This is a genomic window from Stenotrophomonas acidaminiphila, from assembly GCF_014109845.1.
Lineage (GTDB): Bacteria > Pseudomonadota > Gammaproteobacteria > Xanthomonadales > Xanthomonadaceae > Stenotrophomonas > Stenotrophomonas acidaminiphila.
This window is the reverse complement of sequence record NZ_CP043567.1, coordinates 2,992,703-3,015,804: the sequence shown is the minus strand read 5'-3', so window position 1 is coordinate 3,015,804 and position 23,102 is coordinate 2,992,703. Positions and strand designations below refer to the sequence as shown.

The 23,102-nt window shown below is 69.5% G+C and carries 17 protein-coding genes; 6 read left to right on the top strand and 11 right to left on the bottom strand.

The features are described from left to right. The first annotated feature begins 44 nt into the window (after nucleotides 1–44). From grpE to F0P95_RS13715, 5 genes are all read left to right on the top strand, one after another. Entirely contained in the window at nucleotides 45–560 is a 516-nt protein-coding gene (gene grpE, locus F0P95_RS13735) for a nucleotide exchange factor GrpE (protein ID WP_182334697.1), read from the top strand. Between the two features lie 141 nt (nucleotides 561–701). After that, nucleotides 702–2,624, top strand: coding sequence for a molecular chaperone DnaK (gene dnaK, locus F0P95_RS13730; protein ID WP_054666617.1), 1,923 nt, complete (start codon nucleotides 702–704; stop codon nucleotides 2,622–2,624). Nucleotides 2,625–2,757: 133 nt separating this feature from the next. Then, the gene (gene dnaJ, locus F0P95_RS13725) at nucleotides 2,758–3,888 is read left to right on the top strand and encodes a molecular chaperone DnaJ (RefSeq protein WP_182334696.1); all 1,131 of its coding nucleotides are present in this window, start codon (nucleotides 2,758–2,760) and stop codon (nucleotides 3,886–3,888) included. A 124-nt stretch (nucleotides 3,889–4,012) separates the two neighbouring features. After that, nucleotides 4,013–4,921, top strand: a complete 909-nt coding sequence (pdxY, locus tag F0P95_RS13720; protein WP_182334695.1) for a pyridoxal kinase — start codon at nucleotides 4,013–4,015, stop codon at nucleotides 4,919–4,921. Continuing rightward, the gene (locus F0P95_RS13715) at nucleotides 4,918–6,039 is read left to right on the top strand and encodes a prephenate dehydrogenase (RefSeq protein WP_182334694.1); all 1,122 of its coding nucleotides are present in this window, start codon (nucleotides 4,918–4,920) and stop codon (nucleotides 6,037–6,039) included. The genes pdxY and F0P95_RS13715 overlap by 4 nt, the downstream gene beginning before the upstream one ends. Nucleotides 6,040–6,434: 395 nt before the next feature. On the opposite strand, the gene F0P95_RS13710 is transcribed toward F0P95_RS13715, so the two are convergent. The 5 genes from F0P95_RS13710 to F0P95_RS13690 form a co-directional block, all read right to left on the bottom strand. Then, nucleotides 6,435–6,626, bottom strand: a complete 192-nt coding sequence (locus tag F0P95_RS13710; protein ID WP_182334693.1) for a hypothetical protein — start codon at nucleotides 6,624–6,626, stop codon at nucleotides 6,435–6,437. Nucleotides 6,627–6,700: 74 nt separating this feature from the next. Further along, a complete protein-coding gene (locus tag F0P95_RS13705) occupies nucleotides 6,701–8,470 on the bottom strand; it encodes an ABC transporter transmembrane domain-containing protein (RefSeq protein WP_182334692.1) in 1,770 nt (589 codons plus the stop codon). A 37-nt stretch (nucleotides 8,471–8,507) separates the two neighbouring features. Continuing rightward, nucleotides 8,508–9,098: an IMPACT family protein gene (locus F0P95_RS13700; protein WP_182334691.1), complete on the bottom strand. Its 591-nt coding sequence runs from the start codon at nucleotides 9,096–9,098 to the stop codon at nucleotides 8,508–8,510. Between the two features lie 79 nt (nucleotides 9,099–9,177). Next, nucleotides 9,178–10,071 carry a hypothetical protein gene (locus F0P95_RS13695; protein WP_182334690.1) on the bottom strand — a complete coding sequence of 298 codons (894 nt, stop codon included), beginning with the start codon at nucleotides 10,069–10,071 and terminating at the stop codon, nucleotides 9,178–9,180. Next, nucleotides 10,068–10,586 (bottom strand): RNA polymerase sigma factor, encoded by a 519-nt coding sequence (locus tag F0P95_RS13690; RefSeq protein WP_232529117.1) that lies wholly within the window; start codon nucleotides 10,584–10,586, stop codon nucleotides 10,068–10,070. The genes F0P95_RS13695 and F0P95_RS13690 overlap by 4 nt, the downstream gene beginning before the upstream one ends. A gap of 205 nt (nucleotides 10,587–10,791) precedes the next feature. On the opposite strand from F0P95_RS13690, the gene F0P95_RS13685 reads away from it, so the two are divergent. After that, on the top strand, nucleotides 10,792–13,695 hold the full coding sequence (locus tag F0P95_RS13685) for an EAL domain-containing protein (protein WP_182334688.1): 2,904 nt from the start codon (nucleotides 10,792–10,794) through the stop codon (nucleotides 13,693–13,695). A gap of 513 nt (nucleotides 13,696–14,208) precedes the next feature. On the opposite strand, the gene F0P95_RS13680 is transcribed toward F0P95_RS13685, so the two are convergent. From F0P95_RS13680 to F0P95_RS13655, 6 genes are all read right to left on the bottom strand, one after another. Further along, nucleotides 14,209–14,802 carry an LOG family protein gene (locus tag F0P95_RS13680; RefSeq protein WP_182334687.1) on the bottom strand — a complete coding sequence of 198 codons (594 nt, stop codon included), beginning with the start codon at nucleotides 14,800–14,802 and terminating at the stop codon, nucleotides 14,209–14,211. 116 nt (nucleotides 14,803–14,918) lie between these two features. Next, entirely contained in the window at nucleotides 14,919–16,355 is a 1,437-nt protein-coding gene (gene lpdA, locus F0P95_RS13675; RefSeq protein WP_182334686.1) for a dihydrolipoyl dehydrogenase, read from the bottom strand. A 129-nt stretch (nucleotides 16,356–16,484) separates the two neighbouring features. Continuing rightward, complete coding sequence (sucB, locus tag F0P95_RS13670; protein ID WP_182334685.1) at nucleotides 16,485–17,684, bottom strand: dihydrolipoyllysine-residue succinyltransferase; 1,200 nt, start codon at nucleotides 17,682–17,684, stop codon at nucleotides 16,485–16,487. A 42-nt stretch (nucleotides 17,685–17,726) separates the two neighbouring features. After that, nucleotides 17,727–20,558 carry a 2-oxoglutarate dehydrogenase E1 component gene (locus tag F0P95_RS13665; RefSeq protein WP_182334684.1) on the bottom strand — a complete coding sequence of 944 codons (2,832 nt, stop codon included), beginning with the start codon at nucleotides 20,556–20,558 and terminating at the stop codon, nucleotides 17,727–17,729. A 178-nt stretch (nucleotides 20,559–20,736) separates the two neighbouring features. Next, nucleotides 20,737–21,642 carry a GNAT family N-acetyltransferase gene (locus F0P95_RS13660; RefSeq protein WP_182334683.1) on the bottom strand — a complete coding sequence of 302 codons (906 nt, stop codon included), beginning with the start codon at nucleotides 21,640–21,642 and terminating at the stop codon, nucleotides 20,737–20,739. Beyond that, nucleotides 21,639–23,084, bottom strand: a complete 1,446-nt coding sequence (locus F0P95_RS13655) for a ribosomal protein uL16 3-hydroxylase (protein WP_232528690.1) — start codon at nucleotides 23,082–23,084, stop codon at nucleotides 21,639–21,641. Before F0P95_RS13655 ends, F0P95_RS13660 begins: the two co-directional genes overlap by 4 nt. Nucleotides 23,085–23,102: the final 18 nt, after the last annotated feature.

Genomic DNA, 23,102 nt, shown 5'->3' with positions numbered 1-23,102 from the left:
CGGGTGAGCAGGCAGGCGGCAGAACGACCGCCAGGGAACCGGAAATGAACCAAGACCACCCCGAATTCGAGACCGACAACAGCGCCGACGGCATGGCCGGGGCGCAGGACGCGCAGGTCCAGGCGCTGCGCGCCGAGATCGAGCAGCTCAAGGGCGAGTCGCTGCGCGAGCGCGCCGACCTGGAAAACCAGCGCAGGCGCGTGGCGCGTGATATCGAGCAGGCGCGCAAGTTCGCCAACGAGAAGCTGCTGGGCGAACTGCTGCCCGTGTTCGACAGCCTGGACGCCGGGCTGGCCGCCGCCGGCAGCGAACCCAGCCCGCTGCGCGAAGGGCTGGAGCTGACCTACAAGCAACTGCTCAAGGTCGCTGCCGACAACGGCCTGACCCTGCTCGACCCGGTGGGCCAGGCCTTCAATCCGGAGCACCACCAGGCCATCAGCCAGGTCGATGCCCCGGCCGGGACGGCCCCGGGCGCGGTGGTCACCGTGTTCCAGAAGGGCTACCTGCTCAACGAGCGCCTGCTGCGGCCGGCGCTGGTGGTGGTGGCCCGGGTCGACTGACCCCGGCTGGCTGGCCGCTGCCTTAACGCGGGCGGCCGGCGGCAAACAGCGTTCCGGGGGTGGCTTGAATGTCATCCGGCCATCCCCCACATCCCGTTCATACCCGGCGGCTGCCGGCACACGAATCCTCAGGAGTCCCCCATGGGCAAGATCATTGGTATCGACCTCGGCACCACCAACTCGTGCGTGGCGATCATGGACGGCGGCAAGGCCCGCGTCATCGAGAACTCGGAAGGCGACCGCACCACGCCTTCCATCGTCGCCTACACCAAGGACGGCGAAGTGCTGGTGGGTGCCTCGGCCAAGCGCCAGGCCGTCACCAATCCGAAGAACACCTTCTATGCGGTGAAGCGCCTGATCGGCCGCAAGTTCACCGACGGCGAGGTGCAGAAGGACATCGCCCACGTGCCGTACGGCATCCTGGCCCATGACAACGGCGACGCCTGGGTGCAGACCAGCGACGGCCGCAAGATGGCGCCGCAGGAAATCTCGGCCAAGGTGCTGGAGAAGATGAAGAAGACCGCCGAGGACTTCCTGGGCGAGAAGGTCACCGAGGCGGTCATCACCGTTCCGGCGTACTTCAACGACAGCCAGCGCCAGGCGACCAAGGACGCCGGCCGCATCGCCGGCCTGGACGTCAAGCGCATCATCAACGAGCCGACCGCCGCGGCCCTGGCCTATGGCCTGGACAAGGGCGACAACAAGGACCGCAAGATCGTCGTCTACGACCTGGGCGGCGGCACCTTCGACGTGTCGATCATCGAGATCGCCAACGTCGACGGCGAGAAGCAGTTCGAAGTGCTGGCCACCAACGGCGACACCTTCCTCGGCGGCGAGGACTTCGACAACCGCGTCATCGAGTACCTGGTGGACGAGTTCAACAAGGACCAGGGCATCGACCTGCGCAAGGACCCGCTGGCGCTGCAGCGCCTGAAGGACGCGGCCGAGCGCGCCAAGATCGAGCTGTCCAGCGCGCAGCAGACCGAGGTCAACCTGCCCTACGTCACCGCCGACGCGTCCGGTCCGAAGCACCTGAACATCAAGCTGACCCGCGCCAAGCTCGAAGCGCTGGTGGAAGACCTGATCAAGAAGTCGATCGAGCCGTGCCGCACCGCGCTGAACGATGCCGGCCTGCGTTCGAGCGACATCAACGAAGTGATCCTGGTCGGTGGCCAGACCCGCATGCCGAAGGTGCAGCAGGCGGTCAGCGAGTTCTTCGGCAAGGAGCCGCGCAAGGACGTCAACCCGGACGAGGCCGTGGCGCTGGGCGCCGCGATCCAGGGCGGCGTGCTGGGCGGCGACGTCAAGGACGTGCTGCTGCTGGACGTGACCCCGCTGTCGCTGGGCATCGAGACCCTGGGCGGCGTGTTCACCAAGATCATCGAGAAGAACACCACCATCCCGACCAAGGCCTCGCAGGTGTTCTCCACCGCCGAGGACAACCAGTCGGCGGTGACCGTGCACGTGCTGCAGGGCGAGCGCGAACAGGCCCGCTACAACAAGTCGCTGGCCAAGTTCGACCTGACCGGCATCGAGCCGGCGCCGCGCGGCCTGCCGCAGGTCGAGGTGTCCTTCGACATCGACGCCAACGGCATCCTGCACGTCTCGGCCAAGGACAAGAAGACCAACAAGGAGCAGAAGGTCGAGATCAAGGCCGGCTCGGGCCTGTCCGAGGACGAGATCAACCGCATGGTCGCCGACGCCGAGGCGCACCGCGAGGAAGACAAGAAGTTCCAGGAACTGGTGCAGGCGCGCAACCAGGCCGACGGCCTGATCCACGCCACCCGCAGCGCCATCACCGAGCACGGCAGCAAGGTCGGCGGCGATGTCATCGGCAAGGTGGAAGCGGCCCTGGCCGACCTGGAAACCGCGATGAAGGGCGACGACAAGGCGCAGATCGAGGCGCGTTCCAAGGCGCTGGAGGAAGCCGGCCAGTCGCTGTACGCCGCCGCTTCGGCCGGCGAGCAGGGCGCCCCGTCGCAGGGTGCCGGCGCCACGGGCACGCCGAACGACGACGTGGTCGATGCCGAGTTCACCGAGGTCAAGGACGACAAGAAGTCCTGACGTCCAGTGCCCCTCTCCGTGCGCGGAGAGGGGTTGGGGTGAGGGTTCGGGAACGCATCGCGGTCCCGGGCCCTTGTCGCATCAACGAACCCCCGCCGCAGCCCTCCCCTGGAGGGGGAGGGAGAGGTAAAGCATGAGCAAGCGCGATTACTACGAAGTACTGGGTGTCTCCCGCGACGCCGGCGACGAGGAGCTGAAGAAGGCCTACCGTCGCTGCGCGATGAAGCACCACCCGGACCGCAATCCGGGCGATGCCGCGGCCGAGGCCGCCTTCAAGGAGTGCAAGGAGGCCTACGAGGTCCTGTCCGACGGCAACAAGCGGCGCATGTACGACGCCCACGGCCACGCCGCGTTCGAACACGGCATGGGCGGCATGGGTGGCGGCCCCGGCGGCCCGGACATGGGCGACATCTTCGGCGACATCTTCGGCAACATCTTCGGGGGCGGCGGCGGCGCCCGCCAGGCCCGTCGCGGCGCCGACGTCGGCTACGTGATGGAACTGGACCTGGAAGAGGCGGTGGCCGGCGTGGAGCGCCGCATCGAGATCCCGACCCTGGTCGAATGCGGCGACTGCGATGGCAGCGGCTCCGAGGACGGCAAGGTCGAGACCTGCAACGTCTGCGGCGGCCGCGGCCAGGTCCGCATGCAGCGCGGGATATTCGCCATGCAGCAGGCCTGCCACAACTGCGGCGGCCGCGGCCAGATCGTCGCCCGCCCGTGCAGGACGTGCCATGGCAACGGCCGCGTCGAGGAAGACAAGGTGCTGTCGGTCAAGGTGCCTGCCGGCGTCGATACCGGCGACCGCATCCGCCTGCAGGGCGAGGGCGAGGCCGGCCCGGCCGGTACCCCGCCGGGCGACCTGTACGTGGAAGTGCGCGTGCGCGAGCATGCGATCTTCACCCGCGATGGCGACGACCTGCACTGCGAGGTGCCGATCCGCATTTCGCAGGCGGCGCTGGGCGACGCCGTGCGCGTGGCCACGCTGGGCGGCGAGGCGGAGATCCGCATTCCCGCCGAGACCCAGACCGGCAAGCTGTTCCGCCTGCGCGGCAAGGGCGTCCGCTCGGTGCGCAGCCGTACCGAGGGCGACCTGTACTGCCGCATCGTGGTGGAAACGCCGGTCAACCTGACCGCCGAGCAGCGCCGGCTGCTGGAGCAGTTCGAGGCCACCTTCGGCGGCGAGGAGGCGCGCAAGCATTCGCCCAAGTCGGCCACCTTCCTGGATGGCGTGAAGGGCTTCTGGGACCGCATGACCTCGTCCTGACCCGGCGCGATCGATGCAATGCGATCACGAAGCCGCAGTCCGCTGCGGCTTCGTCGTTTCCGGTATTTGGTTGCGTGCGCATCCATGCCGCCGGCCGCCGTTTGCGCAGGCGTAGAATGCGGCGATGAACGACGTCGACCACAGCCATCTCGTGCACGGTCGCCGGCAACGCCCGGACGGGCCCTCGCCGGTGGACGTGATTTCCGTACAGTCGCAGCTGGTCTACGGCCATGCCGGCAACAGCGCGGCAGTGCCGCCGCTGCGCGCGCTGGGCCTGCGCGTGGCGGAGATTCCCACCACCCTGCTCAGCAACGCGCCGTTCTATGCGACGCTGCGCGGCCGCGTGCTGCCGGCGGACTGGTTCGCCGAACTGCTGCAGGGGGCCAGCGAGCGCGGCCTGCCGCAGCGCGCCGGTGCGCTGGTGTCCGGTTATTTCGGCAGCGTGGCCAACGGCGCGGCGTTCGCCGACTGGCTGGACACGGTGCTGCCGTCCTGCCCGGGCCTGCGCTACTGCCTGGACCCGGTGATCGGCGATACCCACACCGGCCCCTATGTCGAGCCGGGGCTGGAGCGCATCTTCGCCGAGCGGCTGCTGCCGCACGCCTGGCTGGTCACGCCCAATGCCTTCGAGCTGGGGCGCCTGACCGGCATGCCGGCGCTGCAGCAGGACGATGCCATCGCCGCTTCGCGCGTGCTGCTCGAGCGCGGCCCGCAGTGGGTGATCGCGCATTCGGTGTCCGGGGTGCCGGGCGAACTGGTGACGCTGGCGATCGGCCGCGAGGAAGTCTGGCGCTGGGCATCGCCGCACCTGCCGGTGGACGTGGCCGGCACCGGTGACGTGCTGATGTCGCTGCTGGTGGCGTTCCTGCTCAAGGGCCATCGCTTCGAGGATGCGGTGGGGCGCGCGATCGCCGGCGTGCATGCCGCGCTGGAGGCGACGCTGGCGCATGGCGTGGAGGAGTTCGACGTATTGGCGGCGGCGCCGGCGGCGCTGGGCACGCCGCACCGCTTCCGCGCCGAGCGGCTGGCGTGAGCGCAGTGCAGGCGCCGGTCGTCGGCATCGTCGGCAGCGGTGGCGCCTATGGCCGCTGGCTGCGGGGGTTCTTCCAGTCGCGCATGGGGCTGGAGGTGATCGGCCATGATCCGGTCGACGCCGCTTCGCAGACGCCGGAACAACTGCTCGAGCGCGCCGACGTGCTGTTGTTCTCGGCGCCGATCCGGCATACGCCGGCCCTGATCGACGCGTACGCGCGGCGTTCGGATGGGCGCGAACGCGGCAGGCTGTGGCTGGACGTGACCTCGATCAAGAGCGCGCCGATGGCGGCGATGCTGCGGTCGCAGGCGTCCGTGGCCGGGTTGCATCCGATGACCGCGCCGCCCAAGGCGCCCACGCTCAAGGGCCGGGTGATGGTGGTCTGCGAGGCACGCGTGCAGCCGCACTGGCAACCGTGGCTGCAACGCCTGTATGCCGCGCTGGAGGCCGAATGCGTGCCGGCCACGCCCGAGCACCACGACCGGGTGATGGCGCTGGTGCAGGCGCTGGTGCATGCCAGCCACCTGGCCCAGGCCGGCGTACTGCGCGGTTACGCGCCGCTGCTTGGCGAACTGCAGGCACTGATGCCGTACCGCTCGACCGCCTTCGAGCTGGATGCGGCGGTGATCTCGCGCATCCTGTCGCTCAACCCGGCGATCTACGAGGACATCCAGTTCGGCAATCCGCACGCGGGAGAGGTGCTCGATCGCCTGCTGGAGCAGCTGCAGCAACTGCGCGCGCAGCTGGCCGATGGCAGCGACGCGGCGCGGGCGGCCTTCCGCAGGCAGTTCCTCGACGACAACCGCCAGGCGGTGGGCGAGCAGGCGCTGCGCGATGGCAACTACAGCTTCGAGCGCCTGGGCTACCTGCTGGCCGACCTGACCGACACGCGCGCGATGAGCGTGCACCTGCCCGAGGATCGAGCCGGTTCGCTGCGCGAGCTGCTGCATGTATTCGAACGGCATGGCATCAGCCTGTCCTCGATCCACTCCTCGCGTACGCCCGGCGGCGAAGTGCATTTCCGCATGGGCTTTGCCCAGCGCTATGCGCCGGAAGTGCTGGAAGCGGCCGCGCGCGAAATCGACCACAGCGGCATCGGCCGGGTACTGGATCGCTGAGCCGGCGTCATCCACAGCGGGTGTGGATGACCTGCGCACAAGCCTGTGGATGAACGCCGGCAGCCCTTGCGGCGCAAGGCTGTCAAGATGGATGGCGAAATATTGACCGGGCATCGCCCGCGTCGCGGCGATGGCATCGGATGTGGCCGCGCGGACCACGAATGCGCGCGCGCCGGCATGGCCGTCGTCGCCATGCGCATTCATCCACAGCGGGTGTGGATGACCTGCGCACAAGCCTGTGGATGAACGCCGGCAGCCGTTGCGGCACAAGGCTGTCAAGATGGCTGGTCAATTATTGGCCAGGCGGATGCGCGCAGCGGTGGCGATGCCAGCGGGTACGGCGGCAAGGCTGGCGTGCGGGCGGCAGTCGCGCGCGGGTCGCTGCCGCCGGCTGTTCAGATGTGCAGCCGCACCTGTCCGTCGAAGGTGACGAATTCGCGCGCGTTGCGCCGCAGGTGGCGGCCATCGTCCAGTTCATAACGCGGCGTGGTATCGCCGTTGCCGGCGCTTCCGGGCTCGGGAACGAACTCGATGATGATGCGGCTCTCGCCGTTGCTGTCGGTGGCGGGGAACTGGCGGAACGACATCGGCAACCTCCTGCGTGGCATGCAACCCGGTACGTCCGGGCCAGCCTGCATCGGCGCGCGTTAGCGCGGCGTCGTCAGTCGATGAACTGCAGCCGCGCCAGCTCGGCGTACAGGCCGCCCTCGCGCAGCAGCTGCTCGTGGGTGCCCTGCGCCACGATGCGGCCATGGTCCATCACCACGATGCGGTCGGCCTTGAGCACGGTGGCCAGGCGATGCGCGATCACCAGCGTGGTGCGGCCGGCCATCAGCCGTTCCAGCGCCTGCTGCACCGCGCGCTCGCTCTGCGCGTCCAGCGCGCTGGTGGCTTCGTCCAGCAGCAGGATCGGCGCGTCCTTGAGCAGCGCGCGGGCGATGGCGATGCGCTGCTGCTGGCCGCCGGACAGGCGCGCGCCGCGCTCGCCCAGTTCGCTGGCATAGCCCTCGGGCAGGGCACGGATGAAGTCGTCGGCCTCGGCGGCGCGGGCGGCGGCGTACACCTCCTCGTCGCTGGCCTGCAGGCGTCCGTAGCGGATGTTCTCGGCGGCACTGGAGGCGAACAGGGCCGGTTGCTGCGGCACCAGCGCGATGCGTTCGCGCAGCGCCGCCGGTTCGGCCTGGCGCAGGTCGATGCCGTCGATGCTGATGGTCCCCGCCTCGGGGTCGTGGAAGCGCAGCAGCAGCGACAGCACCGTGCTCTTGCCGGCGCCCGAGGGGCCGACCAGGGCCACGGTCTCGCCCGGCCGTACGTGCAGGGTGAAGCCATCCAGCGCCGGGTGCCCGGGGCGCTGCGGGTAGTGGAAGACCACGTCCTGGAAGCGGATGTCGCCGCGCAACGGCGTGGGCAGCGCCAGCGGCGCGGCCGGCGCGTGCACGCCGGGGCGTTCCTGCAGCAGCTCGGCGATGCGGCCCATGCCGCCGGCGGCGCGCTGCAGTTCGTTCCAGACCTCGGCGAGCGCGCCGACCGAGCCGCCGCCGATCAGCGCATAGAACACGAACTGGCCCAGTTCGCCCTTGCTGATGCGCCCGGCGATCACGTCGTGCGCGCCGGACCACAGCACCAGCACCACCGCGCCGAACACCAGGGTGATGACGATGGCGGTGACCAGCGACTGGGTGCGGATACGCCCGCGCGCGGTGGCCACCGCCACCGCCACCGCGTCGGCGAAGCGGCCGGTCTCGTAGCCTTCGCGCGCGTGCGCCTGCACGGTACGGACCGCGCCGAGGGTCTCGCTGGCGAGGTTGTTGGCATCGGCGACGCGGTCCTGGCTGGCGCGCGAGGCCTTCTCCAGCCGGCGCGCGCCGAAGATGATCGGCAGCACCGCCAGTGGAATGCCGACCAGGGTGAAGGCGGCCAGTCGCGGACTGGTGACGAACAGCATCGCCAGGCTGCCGACCACGGTGACGGTGCTGCGCAGCGCCACCGACATGCTGCTGCCGACCACGCTGCGCAGCAGTTCGCTGTCGGCCGACAACCGCGAGACCAGTTCGCCGCTGCGGTTGCGGTCGTGGAACTGCGCGTCCAGCGCGATCAGGTGCGCGTAGAGCTGGCGCCGCAGGTCGGCCACCACCTTCTCGCCCAGCAGCGATACGAAGAAAAAGCGCGCGGCGCTCGCCACGGCCAGCACCACCACCACCGCGAACACCAGCAGGAACACCTGGTCGATGTTGCTGCCGTTGCTGAAGCCGTCGTCGATCATGCGCCGGAACGCGACCGGGAAACTCAGCGTGGCCACCGAGGCCACCGCCAGTGCCACCAGCCAGGCGGTGAACAGCCCCATGTGGCGGCGCACGAACGGCCACAACGCCCGCAGCGTGCCCAGCCGTGCCTTGGCGGAAGAAGAGGGAGCGACGGCGGTATCGGTCATGGGCGTGGCAGTGGGAAGGGAAAGGGCGGTGCCGGCATCAGCCGCCGGCGTCGAGCCAGCGCACCCTGTCACGGGTGGCGTCGCGCAGGTGGGTTTTCAAGCCGTCCACGCGCTCGGCGGGCAGTTCGATGGCCAGTTGCGCGCCGTGCTCGTCGAATGCCTCGCCCAGCTTGTCCGCCGCGTGCGTGGCCAGTTGCGTGTACACGGTGCCGAGTTCGTCGAACGGGCAGGCCAGCCGCAACCGGCACATCGCCACCAGCGGCAGGCGCGGCGCCAGCCGCAGGCATTCGGCCGCGGTGCCACCGTAGGCGCGCACCAGGCCGCCGGCGCCGAGCTTGATGCCGCCGTACCAGCGGGTCACCACCACCGCGACGCGGTCATAGCCCTGGCCGTCGATCGCGGCCAGGATCGGGCGACCGGCGGTGCCGGCCGGCTCGCCGTCGTCGCTGGAGCGGTACTCGTTGCCGCAGCGGTATGCCCAGCAGTTGTGGGTGGCATCGGCCACCGAGACCGCGGCGACGAAGGACAGCGCATCGGCCGCGTTGCCGATCGGCGTGGCCTGGGCAAGAAAACGGCTGTGCTTGATCTCCAGCAGGTGGCTGGCGGGCGCGGCGAGGGTATCGGGCATCGTCCCCATTCTAGGCCGCTGGCCGATGGTTTGCCGCCCTGGCCAGGCGCGGTCGCCGCGGCCGCCGGCCCGGCGCCGCTCAGTTGCCCAGCAGCGGCCGCAGATCGCGCGGGATGCGGGCTTCCGGGTAGGTCTGCACGAAGCGCTCCAGGCTGGCACGTGCGCCGTCCAGGTCGCCCTCTGCACGACGCGCGCGGATGCGCTCCAGCCATTGCCGGCGCGGAAGCCGCGCGTCCGCGTCCGCGTCGACAGCGGCCGGTGCCGCCGGCACGACCGCGACCCGGGCCTGCTCGCGCAGCGCCGGGGCGGAGGTGCGCACCGGTGCATCGGCGGGTGCGGCCGCCGGGGCGGCGCGCAGACGCATCTCCGGCTGCGCCGCTGCCTTCTCCGCGGCAACCGGAGCCGGTTCCAGCGCGTAGGTGGATGCGGCCGGTTCCGGCGCGGTCGCCGCTGCCGGCGGAGGCGGCGCGGGTGCGACCGGCACGCGCACCGGTGAAGGTGCGGCCCGGGAGGGCGCTGCCGGTTTCCGTGCGGGGGTGTCGGCGGGGGGGCGCGCGGGTGCTGCCGCCACCCCGGGCGCGGGGATGAAGGGCGCTGGCGCGGGCATCGACGCCGCCGGTGCGGCCGCGTCGCGCGCATCCGCGGCGGCCGTTGGGGCTGGCAGCGTGGCCGCGGGCAGCGCTGGCGGCGCGGGCCGCAACTGCCAGGCCAGGCCGACAACCAGCACCAGCGAGGCGGCGACGGCCAGCGACGACACCAGTCCGCGGCGCCAGCCGCGCCGTGTCGGGCCGCCGGCGCTGAACATGGCCGGTGGCGCGGAGGGGCGCGGGGCCGGCGCGGATGCGGCGGGTTCGCGCGCGAGCGCGGCGATGGCCGCATCGATCCGCGCCGACGGCGCGATGCCTGCGGCGGGACGGCCCAGCAGCCGTGCCAGTTCGCGCTCTTCGGGAGTCAGGGGTTCGGACGTGTTCATTCGCTCAACCTCGCGCGCAGCTTGTCCATCGCATAGCGCAGCCGCGACTTGACGGTTTCCCGGCCCACGCCGGTGATCTGCCCGATCTCCTCCAGGCTCAGTTCCTGCTCCAGGCGCAGGATCAGGACTTCCTGCTGCTCCTGCGGCAATTCGGCCATGGCCTGGCGCAGCCGCAGCCGCTCGTCCTGCTCGTCGGCCAGCAGTTCCGGGGTGCAGGCGTCGGCCAGGCGCGCGGTGCGCTGGTCGGCATCGTCCGGGGCGGCGGGCCGGTGCCGCGCCGCGCGCCAGTGGTCGTTCAGGCGGTTGTGGGCGATGCGGAACAGCCAGGTGGCGAAGCTCGCCTCCGGCTTCCAGCGCGAGCGGGCCAGGATCATCCGCTGCCACACGTCCTGGAACAATTCCTCGGCCAGCGAGCGGTCGCGCAGCTGGCCCAGCAGGTAGTGGAACAGCCGCGCGCGATGGCGCGCATACAGCTCGGCGAAGGCTTCGCCGTCGCCTTCGGCGTAGGCCAGCATCAGCGCTTCGTCGGTCGGGGCTTGCAGGGCGGTATCCACGCGCCCCAGCCTAAGCGCTCGCCGCGCCACTGCCTAGTCGCCGCCGGGCAGGGGGCGGGGCGGGTTCAGCCAATCCCGATGCGGGCGCACCGGAGGCGGGGGTTGCGGCATTATGCTGCGACAGGGGAGTTCCGGAGTGCCGGAACCCGGAACACGCATGGAGATCATGTCCCACAGCCAACTCGACGTGCATGCCGGCAACGGCCGCGTGGACACCGATTCGCCCACCAACCGCGTGGTGGCGACGCTGCATGGCCTGCTGCCACAGGGCAGCGCCGTGGCGTTGGCCTGGGACGACGCGGTGCTCGGGCAGGGCGATTGCGTCAGCCCGGGAGCGGATGGATTGCGCGGGGCCGTGCGCGGGCTGCTGGCCGGCGCGCCGTTGCCGGGCGGCCTGCGGCAGCCGCTGGTGGAACGCTGGACCGACGGTGACGACGGTGCCCGCATCGTGGTGCTGGCCGAGATCGACGCCAGCTTCTCCGATGCGCAGCGACAGGCCTGGCTGGGTACCGCGCACGCCCTGGTCGCGGCGGTGCTGGTGTCGTTGCGGCAGGGCGTGCAGATCGAACAGCTCGAGCGCGCCAAGCGCCTGCAGCGGGCCCTGTTCGAGATCGCCGACCTGGCCGGCAGCGACCTGGAAATGCCGCAGATGCTGGCCCAGTTCCATCGCATCCTGTGCACGCTGATGTATGCGGACAACTGCTACATCGTCGAATGCGACGAGCACCAGAGCAGCCTGCGTTTCCTGTACTTCGCGGACAACCTGGACAACTTCGCGCCGCATCCGGAGCGGCGTTTCCGCTTCGAGGAAATGCAGGACAGCCTGACCTTCGCGGTGCTGCGCCTGGGCAAGACGATGCATGGCCCCTCGCGCGAGCTGCTGCAGGTGCTGGACCGGCAGCATTCGGTGCATAGCGGCCCGGACAGCGCCGACTGGCTGGGCGTGCCGATGTGGCGCGACGGTACCGTGTGCGGCGCGATCGTGGTGCAGAGCTACGAGAGCGGCGTGCAGTACGGCGACGAGGACCGGGCGGTGCTCAATTTCGTGGCCAAGCACATCCTGACCGCGATGGACCGGCGCCAGGCGCATGTGCAGTTGGAGCAGCACGTGCAGCGGCGCACGCTGGAACTGGAACGGGCCAATGCCAGCCTGCAGGAGGAGATCCAGGAGCGGCGGCGCGCCGAGGCGCTGCAGGCGGCGCTGTTCAATGTTTCCGAACTGGCGATGAGCGGTGGCAGCCAGGCGGTGTTCCATGCCGAAGTGCACCGGGTGATCGGCGGCCTGCTGGACGCGAGCAATTTCTACATCGCGCTGGTCAACGAGCAGGGCGACGGGCTGGATTTCGTCTATTCGGTGGACGAGTTCAACCGGGTGCGCGCCTCGCGCGCGTTCAGCGGCGGCCTGACCGAGTACACCATCCGCAGCGGCCAGCCGCTGCTGGCGACGCGGGCGGAGATCGACCAGCTGATCGCGCGCGGCGAGGTGCGCGAGTTCGGCGCCAAGTCGCAGTGCTGGCTGGGTGTTCCGCTGTTCAGCGACGACGAAGTGGTGGGCGTGATCGCGGTGCAGAGCTACAGCCCGCAGGTCAGCTTCACCGCGCACGACCAGCGGCTGCTGGCGTTCGTGGCGCGCAACATCGGCAACAGCCTGGCGCGGCAGCGCGACCGCAACCGCCTGCTGCAGGCGCATGCCGAACTGGAGCGGCGCGTGGCCGAGCGCACCCGCGAACTGGGCGAGGTCAACCAGAAGCTGCTGGCGCAGATCGGCGAACGCATGCGCGTGGAGCAGCGCCTGACCCACCTGGCGATGCACGACGTGCTGACCGGCCTGCCGAACCGCCTGCAGTTGCTGGAAAAGCTGGAAGAAGCCATCGAGCACGCGCAACTGGGCATGGGCCCGTTGTTCGCGCTGCTGTTCCTCGACCTGGACCGCTTCAAGTGGGTCAACGACAGCATTGGCCACGCCGCCGGCGACCGCATGCTGGTGGAGGTGGCGCAGCGCCTGGTCGGCATGCTGCGCAGCGACGACGTGGTGGCGCGCCTGGGTGGCGACGAGTTCGCGCTGCTGGTGCGCTGCGACGGCGCCAAGAGCGCGATGGAGGTGGGCCGCCGGCTGTTGCGCTCGCTGGAACATTCGATGTGGGTCGACGGGCGCGAACTGTTTCCTTCCGGCAGCATCGGCATTGCACTGTGGAGCCCGCGCTACACGTCCGGCGCCGAACTGCTGCGTGACGCCGATGCCGCGATGTACCGGGCCAAGGGCATGGGCCAGGACCGCTGCATGCTGTTCGACGAGGCCATGCGCGAGCAGTCGCTGCAGAGCCTGGAGCTGGAAGCGGACCTGCGCCGGGCCATCATCAACAACGATTTCCTGCCGTTCTACCAGCCCATCGTGTCGCTGGCCGACGGCAGCGTGGTCGGCCACGAGGCGCTGCTGCGCTGGCAGCACGAGGGCAGGGGGCTGCTGCTGCCGGGCGAGTTCATCTCGCTGGGCGAGGAAAGCGGCCTGATCGAACAGGTGGACTGGCTGATCTACGAGCAGGTGGTGCGCGACCTGGCCGGTACCGCCTCGGGCTACGTTTCGGTGAATGTCTCGCCGCGCCACTTCCGTTCGTCCGAGTTCGCCGCGCGCCTGCTCGGGCTGCTGGATGCGGCCGCCGCCGACCCGGGCCGGCTGCGGGTGGAAATCACCGAGATGGCGCTGCTGGAGGATGCCCCGCGCACGCTGCGCACGCTCTACCAGCTGCGCGAGCGCGGTATCGTGGTGCAGCTGGACGATTTCGGCACCGGCTATTCGGCGCTGTCCTACCTGCACCGGTTCCCGATCAGTGCGCTGAAGATCGACCGCAGCTTCGTGGCCGGGCTGCATGCCGACAACGGCAAGAGCACGCAGGCGCTGGTCGAGGGCGTGGTGTCGCTGGCGCGGACCCTCGGCATCGAGACCATCGGCGAGGGCGTGGAGGACGAGCGCCAGCTGCGCACCCTGTTCGAGATGGGCTGCAATTTCGGCCAGGGCTATCTGCTGGGCCACCCGATGCCGCGCGAGGTGACGCTGCACAAGACAGCGTGAGCCGCTGCGTCGTCGCGTGGCGGATGCCGCGCCACGGATGGAACCAGGCGCGGGCGAAGCCTGCCGCGTCGCTGCGCGCCAATGGGCTTGCCGCAACGCAGCGCGCAGTTTCTCGTCCAACCGCGCCCTGCTGGAAGCGAGGCGCCGTTGATGCCGGCCGCGTCGCCACGTGACAGTGGACTTACCGCAACGCTGCGCGCAGTCTTTCGTCGAACCGCGCCAGGCAGGGAAGGAGGCGCCAGCGAAGTCCACCGCGTCGCCACGCGCCAGTGGGCTTGCCGCAACGTCGTGCCAGTGGGCTTACCGCAACGCTGCGCGCAGTTTTTCGTCGAACCGCGCCAGGCAGGGAAGGAGGCGCCAGCGAAGTCCACCGCGTCGCCACGCGCCAGTGGGCTTACCGCAACGCTGCGCGCAGTTTTTCGTCGAACCGCGCCAGGCAGGGAAGGAGGCGCCAGCGAAGTCCACCGCGTCGCCACGCGCCAGTGGACCTGCCGCAACGTCGTGCCAGTGGGCTTACCGCAACGCTGCGCGCAGTTTTTCGTCGAACCACTTCTCCGCCTGCGCCGGCGAGTACGCGCGCATCCATGCCAGCATCTGCCCGGCATCCTCGCCGTACCACAGGTCCTGGCGCTGCTCGGGGTGCAGGAAGCGTTCTTCCACCATGTGGTCGATCATGCCGATCAGCTGCGCGTAGAAGCCGTCGACGTCGAGGAAGGCGCAGGGCTTCTTGCCGATGCCGAGCTGGCGCCAGGTCAGCATCTCGAAGATCTCTTCCGCGGTGCCGAAGCCGCCGGGCAGGGCGACGAAGGCATCGGACAGGTCGAACATGCGCGATTTGCGCTCGTGCATGGAGCCGACGATTTCCAGCGTGGTCACGCCCTGGTGCGCGACTTCCATGTCCACCAGGTGCTGCGGGATCACGCCGGTGACCTCGCCGCCGGCGGCCAGTACGCCATCGGCCACCGCGCCCATCAGCCCGGTGCGGCCGCCACCGTAGATCAGGCGCAGGCCTTCATGGGCGATGCGCGTGCCCAGTGCGGTGGCGCGCTCGATGTACAGGGGATTGGCGCCGGGGTTGGAGCCGCAGTAGACGCAGATGGATTTCATGGAGGTTCCTGCCGGGGAGGTGTGCGGATCGCGTAGATGGACAGGGCGCGATCTGGGGAATGCAAAAGCAAGAAGGCTCCGCCGGGGCGGAGCCTTCTCGGTCAGGCCGGTGTCGCTCAGTTGGCCTTGTGGATGGCGCGCTTGCTGACCGCCATCGCCGCGTCGTGGATCACTTCCGACAGCGACGGGTGGGCGTGGCAGATGCGGGCCAGGTCATCGGCCGAGCCGCTGAACTCCATGGTCAGCACGCCCTCGTGCACCAGTTCGGAGACATTGGCGCCGACCAGGTGCATGCCCAGCACGCGGTCGGTTTCGGCATGGGCCAGCACCTTGACGAAGCCGGCCGGCTCGATCATCGCCACGGCACGGCCGTTGGCGGCGAACGGGAAGCTGCCGGCCTTGTACGGGATGCCCTCGGCCTTGAGCTGGGCTTCGGTCTTGCCGACCCAGGCCAGTTCCGGCTCGGTGTAGATGACCCACGGGATGGTGTCGAAATTGACATGGCCCGGCAGGCCGGCGATCAGCTCGGCAACCGCGATGCCTTCCTCGAAGCCCTTGTGCGCCAGCATCGGGCCGCGCACGCAGTCGCCGACCGCCCAGACGCCGTCGACGCCGGTGTGGCAGTGCTCGTCGACCACGATCTGGCCGCGCTCGTTGACCTGCACGCCGGTGCCATCGGCCAGCAGGCCCTTGGTCGCGGCGCGGCGGCCCACGGCCACCAGCAGCTTGTCCACGGTCAGGGTCTTCTCGCCTTCACCGTCGGTGTAGGTGACCACCACTTCCTTCTTCTTGCCCTTGCCGGTCACGTCGGTCTTGCTGACCTTGGCGCCGAGCTTGATGTCCAGGCCCTGCTTCTTGAACTCGCGTGCGGCGACCTTGGCCACTTCGGCATCGGCGGCGGCCAGGAACTCCGGCAGCGCCTCGAGGATGGTCACTTCGGCGCCCAGGCGCTTCCACACGCTGCCCAGTTCCAGGCCGATCACGCCGGCGCCGATCACCGCCAGGCGGCCCGGCACTTCGGTGAAATCCAGCGCGCCGACGTTGTCGACGATGGTCTCGCCGTCGAACTTGGCGAACGGCAGTTCGATCGAGTCCGAGCCGGCGGCGATGATGACGTTGGTGCCCTTCAGCTCGACCTCGGTGCCGTCATGCTGCTTGACCTTGACGACGTTGCCGGCCTGCAGCTGGCCGAAGCCGTAGTAGGCGGCGACCTTGTTGGCCTTGAACAGCTGGGCGATGCCACCGGTGAACTGCTTCACGATGGCGTCCTTGCGGCCGACCATCTTCTCGACGTCCATCTTGGCGTCCTTGAAGCTGATGCCGTGGTCGCCAAAGATGTGGCCCATGTTCCAGTACTGGCGCGAGGAATCCAGCAGTGCCTTGGACGGGATGCAGCCCACGCGCAGGCAGGTGCCGCCCAGTGCCGGCTTGCCGTCCTTGCCCAGCGCCGCGTCGATGCAGGCGGTCTTCAGGCCCAGTTGGGCGGCGCGGATGGCGGCGTGGTAGCCGGCCGGGCCGGCACCGATGACGACGACGTCGAATTGTTCAGCCATTTGAGGTTCCTTGGTGCTTTCCTTCGGCCTCGGGGGCGAAGCCGGTGGCGCGGGGCGCCGGGGAAGGGGCGGGCGCTGGGCCGGCCCCGGAGCGACCGACCCCTCCGCCGGGGGAGGGGTCGGCGGGTCTTACAGACCGAACAGCATGCGGCCCGGGTTTTCCAGCTGGTTCTTGATGTCCACCAGGAACTGCACCGCGTCCTTGCCGTCGATGATGCGGTGGTCGTAGGACAGCGCGATGTACATCATCGGCGCGATCACGACCTGGCCGTTCTCGGCGATCGGGCGCTCCTTGATCGTGTGCATGCCGAGGATGGCGCTCTGCGGCGGGTTGACGATCGGGGTCGACATCAGCGAGCCGAAGGTGCCGCCGTTGGTGACGGTGAAGGTGCCGCCCTGCAGGTCGTCCAGGGCCAGCTTGCCGTCACGCGCCTTCTTGGCGTAGTCGGCGATGCCCTGCTCGATCTCGGCGAAGGACATGCGCTCGACGTTGCGCAGCACCGGGGTCACCAGGCCCTTGTCGGTGGACACGGCGATGGAGATGTCCGAATAGCCGTGGTAGATGATGTCGTCGCCGTCGACCGAGGCGTTGACCAGCGGGAAGCGCTGCAGCGCATTGGCAGCGGCCTTCACGAAGAAGCTCATGAAGCCCAGCTTGATGCCATGGGCCTTCTGGAACTCGTCCTGCAGTTCCTTGCGCGCGGCCGAGACCTTGGCCAGGTTGACTTCGTTGAACGAAGTCAGCATGGCGATGGATTCCTTGGACTGCATCAGGCGCTCGGCGATGCGCTTGCGCATGCGGGTCATCGGCACGCGTTCTTCCGGACGCGCGCCACCGGCCTTGCCGACGCCGCCGTTGCGGGCGAAGTTGACGATGTCTTCCTTGGTCACCGCGCCATGGCGGCCGGTGCCGGCGACATCGGCCGGGTTCACGCCTTCGGTGATGGCCGAGAAGCGGGCGCCCGGCGGCAGGCTGTCGGCGGCCGACTTGGCGGCCGGGGCCGGCGCGGCGGCGGCAGCAGCCGGGGCCGGGGCCGCAGCCGCAGCCTTCGGTGCCTCGGCGGCAGCCGGGGCCGGAGCGGCGGCAACCGCGCCTTCCTCGATGATCGCCACGACCTGGCTGCTGGTCACGGTGGCGCCTTCGGCGAACTTGATCTCCTTGATCACGCCATCGACCGGCGACGGGACCTCGAGTACGACCTTGTCGGTTTCCAGGTCAAGCAGGTTTTCGTCGCGCTTGACGGCGTCGCCGACCTTCTTGTGCCAGGTGGCGATGGTGCCGTCAGCGACGGATTCGGGCAGTACCGGGGCTTTGACTTCGGTGGCCATGCAGGGGCTTCCTGGTTCGTATTCTTGGTGAAAGGGGGAGAGTTATTCAGCGAACTGGTCGTTGAAGAGATTGACCAGCGCATCGGCAAGCAGCTGCTGCAGTTCGCGCAGGTGGTCGGCCATGTGGCCGACGGCCGGCGACGGCGAACGCGGGCGGCCAGCGTAGTGCAGGTTCTGGCCGTCGGCCAGGCAGGCCTGCAGGTGGTGGCGGATCTGGTACCAGGCGCCCTGGTTCATCGGCTCCTCCTGGCACCACACCACGTCCGCGGCCTTGCCGTACTTGTTCAGTTCGGCGGCCAGCAGCGTGCGCGGGAACGGGTACAGCTGCTCCACGCGGATGATGGCCACGTCGTCCTGGCCGCGCTTGGTCTGGTCTTCCAGCAGGTCGTAGTAGACCTTGCCCGAGCACAGCACCACGCGCTTGACCTTCTTGGCGTCGGCGTTGGCGTCGCCGATCAGGTGCTGGAATTCGCCATTGGCCAGCTCGTCCAGGGTCGAGACCGCCAGCTTGTGGCGCAGCAGCGACTTGGGCGACATCACCACCAGCGGCTTGCGGGTGGTCATGCACAGCTGGCGGCGCAGCATGTGGAACGCCTGAGCCGGGGTCGACGGCACGCAGACCAGCATGTTCTCCAGCGCGCACAGCTGCAGGAAGCGCTCCAGGCGCGCCGAGCTGTGTTCCGGGCCCTGGCCTTCGTAGCCGTGCGGCAGCAGCAGGGTCAGGCCGGAGATGCGGCCCCACTTGGCCTCGCCGGAGGCGATGAACTGGTCGATCACCACCTGGGCGCCGTTGGCGAAGTCGCCGAACTGGCCTTCCCAGATGCACAGCGTGTTCGGATCGGTGGTGGAGAAGCCGTATTCATAGGCCATCACCGCTTCCTCGCTGAGCAGCGAATCGATGATGGTGGCCTGCTCCGGCGACTGCACCAGCTGGCGCAGCGGCAGGTAATAGGCGTCGGTCTTCTGGTCGTGCAGGATCGCGTGGCGGTGGGTGAAGGTGCCACGGCCGACGTCCTGGCCGACCAGGCGCAGGCCATGGCCCTGGTCGAGCAGGGTGGCGTAGGCCAGGTTTTCGGCAAAGCCCCAGTCGCCCGGGATCTCGCCGGCGGCCATCCTGCGGCGGTCGTCATAGACCTTGGCCACGCGCGAGTGCAGTTCCACGCCCTCGGGGATGGTGTTGATCAGCTTGGCCAGGCGGGCCAGCTCGGCCATCGGCACCTGGGTGCTGACCGGGTCGGACAGCTTGCCGGCCAGCAGCTTCGGCCAGTCCACGTACAGCTTGCTGGTCGGCGGGGTCTTCTCGACCTGCGCCAGCTCGGTGGTGACTTCGCCCGAATCGAGCTTGTCGCGGTAGGCATCGACCAGCGCCTTGCCGCCGTTGGCGGGGATCACGCCGGCGGCCTCGAGCTTCTCGGCATACAGCTCGCGGGTGGTCTTGTGCTTGCGGATCACCTGGTACATCAGCGGCTGGGTGATCGCCGGCTCGTCGGCTTCGTTGTGGCCCCAGCGGCGGTAGCACACCAGGTCGATCACGACGTCCTTGTGGAACTGCTGGCGGAAGTCGTAGGCCAGCTGCGCGGCGAACACCACCGCTTCCGGGTCGTCGCCGTTCACGTGCAGGACCGGTGCGCCGACCATCTTGGCGATGTCGGTGCAGTACAGGGTCGAGCGCGAGTCGTCGCGGTTGGAGGTGGTGAAGCCGACCTGGTTGTTGATGACGATGTGCATGGTGCCGCCGACGGCGAAGCCGCGCGCCTGCGACATCTGGAACAGCTCCATCACCACGCCCTGGCCGGCGAACGCGGCGTCGCCGTGGATCAGGATCGGCATGACCTGCTTGCGCGCGGCGTCGCCGCGGCGTTCCTGGCGCGAACGCACCGAGCCGGCGACCACCGGGTCGACGATCTCCAGGTGCGACGGGTTGAATGCCAGTGCCAGGTGCACCGGGCCGCCGGCGGTGGCGACGTCGGCCGAGAAGCCCATGTGGTACTTCACGTCGCCGGCGACGGCACGGTCGTCGTGCTCGAAGCGGCCTTCGAATTCGTCGAACAGCTTGCGCGGGTTCTTGCCCAGGGTGTTGACCAGCACGTTCAGGCGGCCGCGGTGGGCCATGCCGATCACCACGTCCTTGACGCCGTCCTTGCCGGCGCCGCGGATCACCGTGTCCATCATCGGGATCAGCGAGTCGCCGCCTTCCAGCGAGAAGCGCTTCTGGCCGACGTACTTGGTGTGCAGGTAGCGTTCCAGGCCCTCGGCGGCGGTCAGGCGCTCGAGCGTGCGGCGCTGGGTGTCGGCATCGAGGTGGTAGTTGCCGCCGGCGTTTTCCAGGCGCTGGTACAGCCACTGGCGCTGGTCGACTTCGGCGATGTACATGAACTCGGCGCCGATGGAGCCGGTGTAGGTCGCCTTCAGGCGCGCCAGCAGGTCGCGCAGCTTCATGCGCGGCTGGCCGCCGACGCCGCCGGTGCTGAACTCGTCGTTGAGGTCGGCGTCGGACAGGTGGTGGAAGGCGAGGCCCAGGTCGGGCGGGTTGACCGGCGGGGTCAGGCCCAGCGGGTCGAGCTGCGCGCCGAGGTGGCCGCGCGAGCGGTAGGCGGTGATCAGGCGTCCGACGTTGCGCTCGCGCTCGTCGCCGCCGGCGCTGCCGGCCACGGCGCTGGAGGCGTTGCGGCCGGCTTCGGCGATGTGGGCGATGACGGCCGAATGCGGGACATCACCTGCCTCGCGGCCCTTGAAACCGTCGAAGTAGGACTTCCATTTGGGGTCCACACTGTCCGGGGAGACGAGGTACTGCTCGTACAGGTCCTCGATATAGGAGGCGTTGCCGCCGGCGAGTTGCGATGACTGCGCAAACTGCTTCAGGAGATTGTCCACGATGGAGGGTCGGATTCGCTTGTGGGGTATGGCTTCTGGAACCGGCGGGGACCTTGCAGCAGGGCGCCGCGCGGGCGTGTTGAAACCGCTGAATTATACCCTCGCGGGGACAGGAAGGGGCACACACGCTGTCCCCCGGGTTAATGTCGGGCCATGCGTTGACCGCACCCGACAGCGCTCAGATGCCGAGCGTCCGGAACCCTTCGCAGACCGTCGCCGCGTCCCATGCGCGCTGGAACAGCGCGTCCTGCTGGCGGGCCGGTGCGGGCATGTCCAGGCACAGCTCGCCCTCGAAGCGGTCGCCCATTGGACGAAAGTAGCAGTCGCCGTTGTCATTGATGACGCTGGCCGGCGCCAGCGACGGGTCGCCCGGGTCCGCCGGCAGGCGCAGCGCGAACACGCTGGGCAGTCGCTGCAACAGCGCCAGCAGCGCCGTGGGCATGGCCGCGGGCTCGCCATCGTGGAGCAGTACCAGGGCCTGCTTGTCGTGGCGGCGGGTGGCGAAGTGGCGCAGCGCCTGCAGCACCGCCGGTTGCGCGAGCAGCGCGGTATCGCCGCCGCGGCAGCCGAGCAGGAGCCTGCGGCGGGCGCGGTGGATCACCGTCGCCATGGCCGCCTCGGCCTGGTCGGCATCCTGCACGCGCATGGCGCCATCCATGCGGCGGCGCATGGTCTGGTGGACGATGCCGGCCTCGGTGAACGGCGCGCCCTCGGGCAGGAAGCCGTTGCGGGCATAGAAATCGCGGGCGTGGACCTGGGCATGCAGGGTCACCTCGCCCCAGCCACGGCGTGCCGCCTCGGCCACCAGGGCCTGCAGCAGCGCCTCGCCGACGCCCTTGCCGCGCCATCCGGCCAGCACCGCCATGCGGCCGATGCGATGCTGCGGCGTCAGCCGGCCGGTGCCGATGGCATGGCCATCGGCATCCAGCGCCAGGACGTGATGGCTGAGCGGGTCCAGGTCATCGCGTTCCAGCGTGGCCGGGACCTGCTGTTCGCCGACGAACACGGCGTGGCGCACGCCGTGCAGCAGCGCCTGCCGCGTGGCGTAGTCGGCCGCCTCGACATGGAACGCCGCCGGCGTCATGCCGCCGGGCCGTCCTCGTCGTCGCCGTCGTCGCAGATCACCACGACCTCGACGCCTTCCTCGTTCACCTGCACGGTGTCGATGGCGCCGCTGGCCGGCTCGCCTTCGCCGGCCTGGGCGTACTCGAACACCTCGATTTCCAGCTCGGGTGCGTCGGCTTCGTCGTCGAACGCGTCATCGAACGCTTCTTCCATGACGTCGAGCGCGTCCTGCTCGGCCTGCATCGCCGCCAGGGTCTCGGCGTCGAGCAACTGGTAGTGGCCGCCGGCAAGCAGTTCCATCACCGCGCTGCGGCCCTTGGCCGACAACTTGCGGAACAGCGGCGCATCGATCCGTTCGGCCGCGGCCAGGCCCTGCGCGTCCTTGACCGGCAACGGGAAGGCATGGCCGCTGCTGTACAGCACGGCACCGCGGGTGGCGCGACGCCAGGCCAGCCGCGCCCACGGATGGCGCTCGAGCAGGCCACCCTCGTCCAGCACCCCGTCCACGTCCGTGGGGGCGGGCGGGGCCTGCGAGGGCAGGATGTCGCCGGCGGCGCGGTAGGTGGTGATGAAGCGGCCGAACCAGTCGCCCAGGCGGTCGGGGTCGTTCATGCGCAGCGCATTGAGCGCGGTGACCACGCGCTTCATCGCTGCCGCGTCGATCTCGTTGGGGTCTTCCGGCAGCTTCAGGTCCGGGTCCTGGTAGCGGATGGCCTCGTCGGCGTCGGCCACCAGGTCATCCAGCCAGTCGCTGATCAGCTCGGCCGAGGACGGCGCGCGCATGCCGAAGGAGAACGTCAGGCAGGGATCTTCGGCGACGCCGTGGTGCGGCACGTTCGGCGGCAGGTACAGCATGTCGCCCGGTTCCAGCACCCAGTCGTGGGTCGGCTTGAACTTGCGCAGCAGCTTCAGTTCGACGTCGGGGCGGAAATCCAGCGGCGGGCGCTTGCCTTTGGTCGATTCACTGGCGTCGATCTGCCAGCGGCGGTGGCCGTGGGCCTGCAGCAGGAATACGTCGTACTGGTCGACATGGGCGCCGACCGAGCCGCCGGTGGCGGCGAAGCTGATCATCACGTCGTCCATGCGCCAGCGCGGCAGGAAGTTGAAGTGCTCGATCAGCGCGCGCACGTCCGGGTCCCATTTGTCCACGTCCTGCACCAGCAGGGTCCAGTCGTGGTCGGGCATGCCCGGGAAATCCTCTTCGCGGAACGGGCCGTTGCGCAGCGTCCAGCCGTCGGTGGCGCGGTCGTGGGTGACCAGGCGCGCCAGCGAGCCTTCTTCGCAGGCCAGCCCGGCCAGGTCTTCGGGCATCACCGGGGTCTGGAAATCCGGGAACGCGCCACGGATCAGCAGCGGGCGCTTCTGCCAGTAGTCGCGCAGGAAGCGCTCGGCGGGCATGCCCAGCGGATGGCGGGCGCTGGCCCTGATCTCGAGGGGCAGGGAGGAGGAGGTCTTTTTCATCGCGCGCAATACCATTGG